The organism is Kitasatospora sp. NPDC056327, assembly GCF_042261735.1.
In the GTDB taxonomy this organism is placed as follows: Bacteria; Actinomycetota; Actinomycetes; order Streptomycetales; family Streptomycetaceae; genus Kitasatospora.
In genome coordinates, this window is record NZ_JBHJRC010000260.1 from 1 (window position 1) to 11959 (window position 11959).

General features: G+C 76.2%; 9 protein-coding genes and 1 pseudogene. 5 read left to right on the forward strand and 5 right to left on the reverse strand.

What is annotated here, in order from left to right; all coding sequences use genetic code 11:
* Positions 1 to 120 precede the first annotated feature (120 nt).
* Positions 121 to 1470 (reverse strand): BTAD domain-containing putative transcriptional regulator, encoded by a 1350-nt coding sequence (locus tag ACFCX4_RS28450; RefSeq protein ID WP_376148310.1) that lies wholly within the window; start codon positions 1468 to 1470, stop codon positions 121 to 123.
* Positions 1471 to 1664: 194 nt separating this feature from the next.
* Here ACFCX4_RS28450 and ACFCX4_RS28455 point away from each other — a divergent pair, with 194 nt between their 5' ends.
* Both ACFCX4_RS28455 and ACFCX4_RS28460 read left to right on the forward strand, forming a co-directional pair.
* Complete coding sequence (locus ACFCX4_RS28455) at positions 1665 to 2618, forward strand: GNAT family N-acetyltransferase (protein WP_376148313.1); 954 nt, start codon at positions 1665 to 1667, stop codon at positions 2616 to 2618.
* Between the two features lie 139 nt (positions 2619 to 2757).
* A complete protein-coding gene (locus ACFCX4_RS28460; RefSeq protein ID WP_376148315.1) occupies positions 2758 to 3117 on the forward strand; it encodes a hypothetical protein in 360 nt (119 codons plus the stop codon).
* A 136-nt stretch (positions 3118 to 3253) separates the two neighbouring features.
* Here ACFCX4_RS28460 and ACFCX4_RS28465 read toward each other — a convergent pair whose 3' ends face one another.
* Both ACFCX4_RS28465 and aroA read right to left on the reverse strand, forming a co-directional pair.
* Positions 3254 to 4234, reverse strand: a complete 981-nt coding sequence (locus tag ACFCX4_RS28465) for a lysozyme (protein ID WP_376148318.1) — start codon at positions 4232 to 4234, stop codon at positions 3254 to 3256.
* Positions 4235 to 4635: 401 nt separating this feature from the next.
* Positions 4636 to 5649, reverse strand: coding sequence for a 3-phosphoshikimate 1-carboxyvinyltransferase (gene aroA / locus ACFCX4_RS28470; protein ID WP_376148321.1), 1014 nt, complete (start codon positions 5647 to 5649; stop codon positions 4636 to 4638).
* Between the two features lie 330 nt (positions 5650 to 5979).
* Between aroA and ACFCX4_RS28475 the strand changes: the two genes are divergently transcribed.
* The 3 genes from ACFCX4_RS28475 to ACFCX4_RS28485 all read left to right on the forward strand — a co-directional run bounded on the left by ACFCX4_RS28475 (position 5980) and on the right by ACFCX4_RS28485 (position 10907).
* On the forward strand, positions 5980 to 6555 hold the full coding sequence (locus ACFCX4_RS28475) for a GNAT family N-acetyltransferase (RefSeq protein WP_376148324.1): 576 nt from the start codon (positions 5980 to 5982) through the stop codon (positions 6553 to 6555).
* Between the two features lie 165 nt (positions 6556 to 6720).
* The gene (locus tag ACFCX4_RS28480; RefSeq protein WP_376148327.1) at positions 6721 to 8505 is read left to right on the forward strand and encodes a glycosyltransferase family 2 protein; all 1785 of its coding nucleotides are present in this window, start codon (positions 6721 to 6723) and stop codon (positions 8503 to 8505) included.
* A gap of 176 nt (positions 8506 to 8681) precedes the next feature.
* On the forward strand, positions 8682 to 10907 hold the full coding sequence (locus ACFCX4_RS28485) for an acyltransferase family protein (RefSeq protein ID WP_376148330.1): 2226 nt from the start codon (positions 8682 to 8684) through the stop codon (positions 10905 to 10907).
* A gap of 12 nt (positions 10908 to 10919) precedes the next feature.
* Here ACFCX4_RS28485 and ACFCX4_RS28490 read toward each other — a convergent pair whose 3' ends face one another.
* Together ACFCX4_RS28490 and ACFCX4_RS28495 are read right to left on the reverse strand one after the other, a co-directional pair.
* Positions 10920 to 11477 carry an NUDIX domain-containing protein gene (locus tag ACFCX4_RS28490; protein ID WP_376148333.1) on the reverse strand — a complete coding sequence of 186 codons (558 nt, stop codon included), beginning with the start codon at positions 11475 to 11477 and terminating at the stop codon, positions 10920 to 10922.
* Positions 11478 to 11767: 290 nt separating this feature from the next.
* A pseudogene (locus tag ACFCX4_RS28495) lies at positions 11768 to 11959 on the reverse strand (hypothetical protein); the annotation flags it as partial.

Genomic DNA, 11959 nt, shown 5'->3' on the forward strand with positions numbered 1-11959 from the left:
ACTCAACCGCCCCCCCCCTATATCAACAATATTTCCTGCGTCGGCCGCGTCTGTTGTTTAAAAGACACAGACCCCTTGGCGGGCGGCGGCGCCCCCCCGCCCGCCCCGGAGCGTCGGCGCTCACCCGGGCGGGGCGGGCCAGGGGGAGGTGCGGCCCGGGCGGGCGACCCGCCGCCAGGGCCAGTGGGTGGCGAGCCAGTGGTCCAGGACGGCCGAGAGCACGAGGTCGAGCGCCGACCCGCGGCGCTCGCCGGTCCAGAAGATCAGGTCCGCCTCGTCCCGCGGGTCGCCCGGCGGGTCGAGGTGGACGCATCCGAGCATCCGGTCGTCACCGGGCGTCACCACGGCCAGCGCGAAGGACGAGCGGCGGACGAACTCCTGCTGGTGCCAGGCCAGTTGAATGAGGTCCTGCTCCTCGGTGAGACCGGGCGGCGGCCAGTTCCAGACCTGGCCGAAGTGCCGCCGGAGCTCGTCCCGGGCACCGGTGACCAGCGCGTGGTCCTGGGCGAGGTCACGGATGGTCACCGGGCGCAGGAGGAAGCCGGGCCCCTCCAGCCGTTCGGGGACCTCGAAGCGGTGCGGGACGAACGGGGCGGCGGACCGGGCGGCCGGGGGAGCGGCAAGCGGCCGCTCACCCGGCAGCGGCTCCCCGCGGAGGATCGCCCGGTGGACGGCGGCGAGTTCGGCCCCCGGCTCCACTCCGAGCCCGTCGACCAGTCGGCGCCTGGTCCGGCCGTAGAGCGCGAGCGCCTCCGCCTGTCGGCCGGTGCCGTGGAGCGCGCGCATCAGCAAGGCCTGCGAACCCTCGCGCAGGGGGTGCTCGCCGGCCGTGCGCCAAAGCCGGTCGACGGCCTCCGCCGGTCGCCCGCAGGCGAGTTCGGCCTCGGCTGCCGACTCCACGACGGCCAGCCGCAGCTCCTCCAGACGGACCGCCTCCGCGCGGAGGCCGGGCACCTCGTGCAGGTCCGCCAGGGCGGGGCCGCGCCACAGGCCGAGGGCTTCGGCGAGACGGGCGTGCGCGCCGTGCGCGTCGCCGTCGGACAGCCGGGCCCGACCCCCGGCGGCCAGCCGTTCGAACCGGTCGAGGTCGAGGCGGGCGCGGTCCGGCCCGCCCGCTCCCGCCTCCTCTTCCTCCTCGCCGGCGAGGAGGAGCCGGTACCCGCCCGCGGTGCCGAGCAACCGGGGCGCCCGGCCGTCGCCCCGCGCCGCCCCGCCGGCCCCGCCCGCCGCCCCGCCGAGGAGCGCCCGCAGCCGGGAGACGTAGCTCTGCAGGGTGTTGACCGCGCTGGCCGGCTCCCGCCCGTGCCAGACGCTCTCGACGAGGCCCGCCACCGGGACCGTCCGTCCCCGCGCCAGTAGCAGGGCGGCCAGCACGGTCCGCTGCCGCGCCCCGCCGAGCGGCAGCGCCCGCCCGTCGTACCGCACCGTCAGCGGTCCGAGCACGCCGAACCGCCATCCCCGGCCCGTCATCCCCCACCCCTTCCGCAGCGCCGCGCTCCGGCTCCGGTCCGCCCGCGGTCCTCCCCGAGGTCCGCTTCGGGATCCGGTGCAGCGTACGCGCCGTCTGCACGCGTCCTGCAAGGCGGGTGGGACAGGCTGTCCGGACGGCCTGCCGGCACCCCGCCGGCCGCGCCACCGGGCACCGACCAGGAGAGACGACCAGGATGAACACGACCCACCTCCCGCCCGCCGGCCTCACCGTCCGTCCGGCCCGCCCCGGGGACGCCCCGTCGGTCCGTGACCTGCTCGACACGGTGGACCTGCTGGAGACCGGCCGGGCCGGGACCGACCTGCACGAGGTCCGGGCCGAGCTGGAGCACCCGGGCGTGGACCTCCGCCGGGACTCCTGGCTGCTGGCGGACGGGGACGGGCTGGTCGGCTACGGTCTGGTCCGGGACCGGTCCGGGGGCGAGCGGATCGACCTCGACCAGTACGTCCTCCCGGAGCACCAGACGGGCGCCCTGCACCTGTTCGCGCTGATGGAGCGCCGCGCGGCCGAGGTGGCCGCCGCCAACGGGGCCTCCCGCGCCGTCCTCCACCTGCTGCTGAACAGCCGGCCGACCCTGGACACCGGGGGGATCCGGGAGCGCGGCTGGGCACGCGTGCGCCGCCACCACGTGATGACCCGCGAGGTCGCCCCGGCCGCCGACCCGGTCCCCGTGCCGCCGCCGGGCGTGGTGCTGCGGGACTGCTCCCGGGAGGAGGACCGGCGCACCGCCCACCGGCTGCAACAGGAGTCCTTCGCCGGGCACTTCGACCACCGGCCGCGAACCTTCGAGCAGTGGTGGGAGGACGTCGACGGTGCCCGGCGCGACTGGTCGCTGACCTGGATCGCCGCCGTGGACGGCATCGGCGACGCGGCCGTGCTGCGCACCCGCGACGACCGCGCGGGCCGGGGCTGGGCCGACCGCCTCGGCGTGCTGCCCGCGGCCCGGGGGCGCGGGCTCGGCGGCCATCTGCTGCGCCACTTCTTCGGCCACTACGCGGCCCTCGGCCGCGGCCGGGTCGGCCTCGGTGTGGACACCGGGAACACCACCGGGGCCCTGGCCCTCTACGAACGGCACGGCATGACGGTCGACCACACGGTGGACACCTGGGAGCTGGTCCTCCCGCTCTGAGCGGCACGCGGACCGGCCGTCGGACCGGCCGTCGGACCGGCCGCCGGACCGGGGCAACCCGCCGAATCCGCCGTCCGCCGGGGGGCCGGCGCAGTACCGTGGGGCGGTGGACGAGACCCCGGTTCCTCCCGTGGCAGGCATGACGATCAGTCTCCGGACGCGCCAGGACGTGGTGGTCGTCGACCCGGACCGCTTCGTGGCCGCGGCCCGCGCGGCGTACCGGGAGGCGTTCCCGACGATCAGCGAGGAGCGGGCGGCCGAGGAGATCCGCGACGTCTACGACGCCGTGTGGGCCATGGTGGACCGCTTCGGCCGCCTCGCGCCGGACGCCGAGCCGTTCGGCGGCCTCCCCGGCGTCCGGATCCCGGACCGCCCGGACGGAATCTCCCCGGCGGGCGAGCTGAAGCAGATCGTGCTGAACGACCCGCGGCCCCTTCAGGACTACGGCTGCTTCATGCCGGAGGACTTCGACCCCTTCGCGGTGCCGCCCGCCCCGTGACGCCCCGACCCGTGACGCCCCGGCGGTGGGACGGCCGGTGTTCCGCCGCCGTACCGCCGGGGCGCGTGCCGTGCCGTGCCGGGTGCAGACGAATCGTTTCTGCCTGCCCCCGGCCGGCCCGTTCGCCGTGCGGGGATCAGCCGTTGGCGAGCGCCTGGATCCGGTCGAAGGCGCCGTTGAAGAGGTTCTGGTCGCCGGGGAAGACGCCGGAGTCGGCGTGCTGCCAGATCGTCTGGTAGCTCCAGCCGGCCGGCAGCGTGCCGACCGCGGAGGCGTAACGGGCGATCCAGAGCGGGTTGGTGGCGCCGAAGGAGGCGTTGTCGCCGGTGCAGGTCACCCACCAGTTGGTGGTGGTGTAGATCGTGGGGTAGCGGCCGGTGCGGGAGCGCACGGTGTTGCTGAAGGCACGGATCCAGCTCACCATCGCGCTCTGGCCGAGCCCGAAGCAGGTGGCGCCGTAGGGGTTGTACTCGATGTCGAGCGCGGGCGGGAGGGTCTTGCCGTCGCGCGACCAGCCGCCGCCGTGGTCGACGAACCAGTTGGCCTGGGCGGTGCCGGAGGAACGGTCCGGCAGCGCGAAGTGGTAGGCGCCGCGGACCAGGCCGGCGTTGTAGGAGCCGTTGTACTGCTGGGCGAAGTACGGGTTGGTGTACGTGGTGCCCTCGGTTGCCTTGACGTAGGCGAAGCGGGCGCCGTTGGCGCGCACCGAGGACCAGGTGACGTTGCCCTGGTAGCTGGCGACGTCGAGGCCCGGCGTCTGGGTGGCCGCGAGGGCGGGGGTGCCGGCCGGGGCGGGGCCGCCGTCCCGGCCCTCGTGGGCGGCGACGGTGGAGCCGGCGAAGTCGAGTTCGGGGTGGATCGGAGGCAGTTGGCCGCCGTGCCGGTCGGCGGCCTCGGCAGCCGCGCCGGGCTCGGCCGCGTGGGCCGGGGCGGCGATGCCGGCGGCCAGGGCGACGGCGGCGGTGAGGGCGGCCGCTGCGGGGAGCAGGCGCCGCCCCGGCCTGCGGGCGGGGGCGGTGCTCCCGGAGCCTCCGGCGGTGGTCCCGGTGATGGCGGTGGTGGCGACGGGGCGGAGGGGGAGGACGGCGGGGCTGGCGGAGCGGGAAGTGCTGGGCATGACACTCCTCTGGTCCGGTGCGGACGACCCGGTGGGCTTGCGGACGGCCGGTGCGTCGGCGGCAGGGTGCGTCGTCGTCGGCGCGGTGTGCCGGTGACGGCTCCGGCTGGAGCAGGCTAGCCATGTACGCGTCGGCCCGCCAGGTACCGCCGGCCCCATCCCGAACGGCCGTCACATCGGCGGGAGCCCCGTCCTTTCGAGCCCTTCCGTACGCCGCCGGGGCCCGGGCGCAGCCCGTCCGGCAACCCCCGCCGGTCCGCCCGGCCGCGCCGCCCACCAGGGCGGACGCGGTCGGGACGCGGATCGGGGCGGCCCCCGGTGCGCTCCTGGCGCCGGGGGGACGGGGGCGGTGCGGGAGCGCCGGCCGGGCGCCCCCGCACCGCCGGGTCTTTCCGCCGCGGTCAGCCGGCCGTCGCCCACTCTTCGCGCAGCCGCCCGAACACCTCGTGGAACTCCGGGAAGGTCTTCCGCACGCAGCCGGGGTCGTCGAAGGTGATGCCGGGCGTGCGCAGGCCGGTGACCGAGAAGGACATCACCATCCGGTGGTCGCCGTGCGAGGCGAGCGCGGCGCCGCGCGGTGTGCCCGGCCGGATCTCGATCCAGTCGTGGCCGGTGGCGACGTCGATGCCCAGCAGCCGGAGGTTCCCGGCGCAGGCGTCCAGCCGGTCGCACTCCTTGATCCGGGTGTTGGCGACGTTCTCGATCCGCACCGGCCCGTCGGCGAACGGGGCGATGGCCGCGAGCGTGGGCATGGTGTCGGAGATGTCGCGCATGTCGACGGTCAGACCGGACAGCCGGCCGTCCCGCGGTCCCCGGACGGTGACCCGGTCGGTGTCGACGTCCACCCGCGCGCCCATCCGGGAGAGCACCTCGACGAACCCGAGGTCGCCCTGGAGCGCGCCCTTCCCGAGGCCCGGCACGGTCAGCTCCCGGCCGGTGAGCGCGGCGGCGGCGAAGAAGTAGCTCGCCGTCGAGGCGTCCGGCTCGACCGGGTACGCGGTGGCCCGGTAGCCGCCGGGCGCGACCTCGAAGACCTGGCCGGTGCGGGTCACCGTGGCGCCGAAGGCCCGCATCATGGCGACCGTGATCTCCACGTAGGGCGCCGAGACCAGCTCGGTCACGGTGATCCGCAGGCCCTGCTCGGTGAGCGGGCCGAGCAGCAGCAGGGCGGTGAGGTACTGCGAGGACAGACTCGCGTCCAGGGTCAGTTCGCCGCCGCGGACCCCGGCGGCGGCGATCCGCAGCGGGTGGTGGCCCTCGGCCTCCTCGTGCCGGAGGTCGACCCCGAGGGTGCGCAGCGCCTCGGTCAGCGGGCCGAGCGGGCGGTGGAGGGTGCTGGTGCCGTCGGCGGCGGCGGCGAGGAACAGCGCCCGCGCGGTCACCGACTTGGAGCCGGGGATCTCGACGGTCGTCATGGGGCCTCCGGTGGGATTGGGCCGGGTGGGATGAGCGGGGTCGTCCCGGCCATCCTGCCGGAGGCGGCGCGGTACCCGGGAGGGCGTCCGGTGGCTGGACGGTGCGGTGGACGTTCGCCGCGGGGGTGCGGCGGGTGGCGGGTGGCGCGGGATGCGGCGGGCGGCGGGGCGGACTCCGGGGCACCGGGCGGCGGTCCGCCGGGGCGCCGCCGGCGGGGTCGTCCGGGCAGGTCGGGGCCCCGGGCGGCTGTGGCACGATGCGAGGGACCGGCCCGAACGGCCGCAGCCCCGCCCGGGACACCGCCCGGGCCCGCCCGAGAAGAGGTCCCCGTGCCCGAGAGCAGCACCCGAGCGGAAGCCGAGCCCGCCGCCACCGACCGGCTCGGCTTCCGCACCGCCACCACCGCCGACGTGCCGGCCCTGCTCGACCTGGTCGAGTCCGCCTACCGGGGCGACGCGAGCCGGGCGGGCTGGACCACCGAGGCCGATCTGCTGGCCGGCCAGCGCACCGACACGGAGGGCGTCACCGCCGCCGTCACCCACACCGAGGGCGTGGTGCTGCTGGCCGAGCTCGACGGCGAGCTGCTCGCCTGCTGCCAGCTGGAACGCCGCGGCGAGCAGGCCTACTTCGGCATGTTCTCGGTGCGCCCCGGCCGGCAGGGCGGCGGCCTCGGCCGGGCCGTGCTGGCGTACGCGGAGCGCTACGCGGCCGAGCAGTGGGGCGCGGTCGGGATGGAGATGACCGTCATCGAGCAGCGCTCCGAGCTGATCGCCTGGTACGAGCGCCGGGGCTTCGCGCGCACCGGCGTCTACTCGCCGTTCCCGTACGGCGACGAGCGCTTCGGCATCCCGCTCCGCTCCGACCTGCGCTTCGAGAAGCTGACGAAGGCCCTGGACGGCCGCTAGTTGATCATGTCGTGTCAGGTGGTGCACGAATCTGACGCAATGTCAACTCCCTGACCTGGGACGATGCGTGATCATCCGATCTGGTGTGCGAATGGTCCAGACCAACGTGAGAGGCTGGCCGGCGAAAGGCCACGTTCCGTCCCAGTTCAGGGAGGCCGCTTCCGCATGCCCGTACTCCATGGCCAGACCAGGTCCGCTCCCGACCGGGAGCCGGACCGTCCCCGCCGAACACCCGGCGGCGGGCCCGGTGACCTGCCGGACCACCGGCCCGACGACACGTCGACCCGGCTGCCCGCCCCGCCCGACGACGAGGAGCTCTACTGGTACTTCGGCCCGCAGCGCCGCTGGGTGCTGCTCTGCGCCACCCTCTCCTACGCCGGTGCCACGGCGACGCTCGGCCTCTTCGCGCTCAGCCGCCCGCTGCTGTGGCCGTTCCTCGTCCTGACCGTGCTCAACGCGGCCACCTGGCTGCTCTCGCTCGCCGACGGCCAGCGCTCCCGCCGCTTCACCCGTGACTCGCACGACCTGCTGGTCCGGGCCTGGAGCCCCGCCCGCCACCCGGGCGTCGACCTCCTGCTGCCCACCGCGGGCGAACCCCTCGCCGTCCTGGACAACGCCTACCGGTACGCCGCCGCGGTCCGCTGGCCCGGCGAGCTGACCGTCCTGGTGCTCGACGACGCCGCCCGCCCCGAGGTGCGCGAACTCGCCGAGTCCTACGGCTTCCAGTACCGCAGCCGCCCCGACCGGGGCCGCTTCAAGAAGGCCGGCAACCTCAACCACGGTCTGACCGAGGGCACCGGCGACATCATCGCCGTCCTCGACGCGGACTTCTGCCCGCGCCCGGACTTCCTGCACCACCTCGTGCCGTACCTCGACGACCCGAACATCGGCATCGTGCAGAGCCCGCAGTGCTTCGACACCGACCCCGGCATGTCCTGGCTCGAACGGGCGGCGGGCGCCACCCAGGAGATCTTCTACCGCTGGATCCAGCCCTCCCGGGACGCCCAGGACGGCACGGTCTGCTGCGGCACCAACGCGCTCTACCGGCGCGCCGCCCTCGAACGCGTCGGCGGCTTCGCCGAGATCGACCACAGCGAGGACCTCTACACCGGCCTCTCGCTCGCCCGCGCCGGGTGGACCACCCGGTACGTGCCCGCCCTGGTCGCCAAGGGCATGTCGCCCACCGGCCTGCCCGCCTTCATCAGCCAGCAGTACCGCTGGTGCCTCGGTTCGCTCGCCCTGGTCGGAGACCCCGGCTTCCGGCGCGGCCCGCTCTCCCGCTCGGCCCGGCTCTGCTTCTGGAACGGCATCCTCGGCTACCTCACCAGCGCGGTGAACGTCTTCGCGGTGCCGCTGCCGGCGCTGATCATGCTGTTCTTCCGCCCCGACGAGATCGAACCCTGGCAGGTGCTGCCCTTCCTGCCGCCCATCTGGGTCGCGCTCGTCCTGCTCCCCGCGATGTCCCGCACCCACTGGCGCTTCGAGGTCACCCGGGTCCAACTCCTGGGCGGACTCTGCCACGTGGTCGCCATCGCGCACGCACTGCGCCGCCGCAGCGCCGACTGGGTGCCCACCGGCGCCGTGTCCGGCGGTACCGCGCTGGCCCGTACCGTCGCCCGGATCGGCGTCGGCTGGCTCGGCCTGGTCGTGGTCGCCGGCGTGATCGGACTCGTCCGCGCCGTCACCCTGCACGGCTGGCAGCCCTACTGGGCGCTCGCCGGGCTGCTCCTGCTCACCGCCTACACCGTGGTGCCGCTGATCGGCGCCCTGCGACCGCTGCTCCGGAGCGGCGGTGGTGCGCCCGTCGCCGACCTCGCCGGGCCCGGGCGGCGCGCCGGAGTCCGCCACGCCGACCTGCGGTTCGGCCGGGCCGAGGCCGTCGCCGTGACCGCCGTGCTGCTGCTCTGCGGCCTGCTGGCGTCCGGCTGGGCCGACCCGCTGATGTTCTGACGGATCGCCTGATCGTCTGACTGACCGTCAAGTCCGTTTTTTGGTGCAGCCTTTCCCTCAACCTTGCGTCAACCCTCTTCCTTGCGCGTCGCCCCACCGGCGCGGACAGCCGGCCGGCCGCCCCATCGGCCCGCCGGCCCCGACAACCGCTGCCAGCCCCTGCAAGGAGCCCCGCCGTGTCCACGGCCGTACCACCCGGCGCCGAACCGTCGAACGCCATCGTCCCGACCGACGTCCTCTCCTCGGACGCGTCACCGCCGTCCGGCACCCGAACCCCCGGAACGGCGGTCGCCCGCACCGCCAGCGCCGCCGAACCCCCCGCGGGACCCGCCGGGCGCGGAGCACCCTCCGGGCCCGCCGAGCGCGGCGCGCGTCCCGAACGCGGTTTCCGCCCCGACATCGAGGGCCTGCGCGGCGTCGCCGTCCTCACCGTCCTCGCCTTCCACGCGGCCGTACCCGGCTTCACCGGGGGCTACGTCGGCGTCGACGTCTTCTTCGTCATCTCCGGCTTCCTGATCACCGGGCTCCTGCTCGCCCGCCCGATCGGCCTGTGGGACTTCGCCGCCCGCCGGGCCCGCCGCATCCTGCCCGCGGCCGCCGTCGTCCTGGTCGCCACCGCGCTCGCCGGCGGCGCCCTGCTCGACCCGCTGCGCGGCACCGACCTGGCCCGCGACCTCATCGCCGCCGCCGGACAGTTCGCCAACTGGCGCTTCGTCGGCCAGCAGACCGACTACCTGGCCGCCGAACGCGATCCCAGCGCGCTCCAGCACTTCTGGTCCCTCGGCGTGGAGAACCAGTTCTACCTGCTCTGGGGCGTCCTCCTGCTCGGCCTCGCCCGCCTCCTGGCCGGCCGGCGCCGCACCCTCGCCGTCACCGCCACGACGCTCGCCGTCGGCGGCGTCTCCCTGGTGCTCTGCATCCGCTGGACGGCCGACTCCGCGGCGCTCGGGTACTTCTCCACCGCCGGCCGGCTCTGGGAGTTCGCCGCCGGCGGCTGTGTCGCCCTCGCCGGGCCCGCGCTGTCCGCCCGGCTCGCCCGCGGCGGTCCGGCGGCGCACGCCGGCGGCCTGCTGCTGCGGGTCCTCGGCTGGGCCGGCGCCGCCGCGCTGACCGTCGCCGTGCTGCGCTACGACCGCGACACGCCGTTCCCCGGCACCGCCGCCCTGCTGCCCGTGCTCGGCACCGCCGTCCTCCTGCTGGCCGGCCCCGCCCACCGCGCGCTCGGCGCCACCGATGCCGGCCAGCTGCTGGCCGTCCGCCCGCTGCGCGCCGCCGGACGGCTGTCCTACGCCTGGTACCTGTGGCACTGGCCGGTGCTGACCATCGCCCAGGCCCGCTGGGGCGCCCTGCCCTGGACCACCCTGGTGGCGCTCACCGCCGCCAGTGCCGTGCCGGCCTGGCTCACCATGCGGCTGGTCGAACAGCCGCTCCGCTACGGCAGCAGCCCGGCCCCGCGCCGCGGCCTCGCCGTCGGCGCCAGCGCCCTGGTCATCCCGCTCATCGCCGGACTCACGCTCGGCGGCGGCACCGTGCGGGCCCTCGGCGACCCCGACAGCACCGTCGCCGTCCCGGCGGGAGCCGTGGACGGCCCCGCCCTGTTCGCCCCCGGCAACCGGGTGCTCAAGCTGACCCCTTCGCTCGCCCGGGCCCGCGACGACTTCCCGCCCGGCAAGGGCTGCGAGATCCCGCTCGGCGCCGACACCAGCCCGCGCTGCCTGTTCGGCCCCGAGTCCGGCACCGACCGGATCGTCCTGATCGGCGACTCGCACGCCGGCCAGTGGATCTCGGCGGCCCTCGCGATGGCCGAGCAGCGGCAGTGGGCGCTGGAGGTCCTGGTCAAGCCCGGCTGCCCGCTGGCCACCCTGACGGTCCGCAACGCCGTGCTCGGCCGCACCTTCGACGAGTGCGACCGCTGGCGGGAGAACGCCTTCACCCGGCTCGCCTCCGGTCCGAAGCCCCGCCTGGTCCTGATGGCAGGCCTCAACCGGTACGGCGGCCAGGACGAGCGCACCGAGGGCTGGATCCGCACCCTCGACCGCCTCACCGCCCTCGGCGCGCCGCTCGGCTACCTGGGCGACACGCCGATGCCCGGCAAGGACATCCCGACCTGCCTGGCCGGCGCCGACGGCCGCCCGGACACCTGCGCCTTCCCGCGCGAGTCCGCCTTCGAGCGGGACCCGCTGATCGACGGCGGCCTCGCCGAGCGCTACCAGGTCCGTGTCCTGGAGCTCGGCCGGCTGCTCTGCCCCGGCACCGGCCCGTCCTGCCCGGCGGTGCTGGAGAGCGTGGTCCTCTACCGCGACACCGGCCACATCACCGACACGCTCGCCCGCATCCTGGCCCCACGCCTGGACCTGGCCCTGCTGGGCACACCGCCCGCCGTGCCCCCGACCAGCCCCTGATTGATCCACCCCTCACCCGGGCCCGCCGCGCACCTGCCCCCTCGGGGGCGGCCGCCCGGCGGGCCCGGGCCGTTCCGCGCGCGGGGGGCGGGTCGTTCCGCGCGGGGCGGCCGATCGGCCGGCCGCCGCTCCGTCGAGTCGCCGCGGCCCCGCCGCGGCCACCCGCCGCCGCCGTGCCCGCCCGCCTCGGGGGCGGGGGAGCAGGCCGCGGTCGCCGAGCAGGGGGAGCAGGTGACCGCGTACGGCGGGAGCGAGCCGGAGCCCGGGGTCGAGGCCGTCCGTCCGGCGCAGGCGGGCGAGTCCGGCGGCGGGTGCCGGGGCGCGGTCCGGCTCCGCCACGAACACGGTCGTCCGCATCGGCACCCCCTCCAGCGCGGCGACCGCCTCGATGTCGGTGGAGTGGCGCGGTCCGACCGGGGCCGCGCCGAGCTCCTCGGCCGGCTCACGGGTCAGCGCCGCGAGGGGCTCCTCCCCGGCGTCCGGATTGCCGCCGGGGAGGTGGAGGACGTCCGGCGCCGCCTTCTTGCCGACCACCGGCAGCCGGCCGTCCCGGACCACGGCGGCGGTCACCACGGTGAGCGGGGGCGTGGGAGCGGAATCCGTTGTTCCGTGCTCGAAGATGACGCCGATTTGGGCGGTTCGGCCGCCGGGAGGTGGGGGTCGCCGATCCCCAGGCCCCGGCCGATGCCTCTCGACGTCCCCCCGCGCGCCGGGTCCGCTCCCTGAGGACCGCCTTCACGCCGTGTCCCGGCCGCTCGGCCCGGACGGGTTCCCGCCGGGGTCGCGGCGGCCGCGTGAGCCGGGGACGGCCGCCGCCCCGTGGGCCCCTGCCCCCGCCGGGCCGTCCGGCCGACCGGGGCTCAGCCGTAGATGCTGTGGCACATCCGGGCCTGCTCGGAGCCGGCCGGCCACCGGCCGAGCCGTTCCGCCTGGTCGCAGATCGTGCCCGCACCTGCCTCCGGGAGCGCTCCCACCCCTGCGGCCGCGCCCGCTCCCGCGCCCGGCGCGGAGCCCGCTGCGGGGGCTCCTGCCGGTGCGGAGGGCGCGGACCC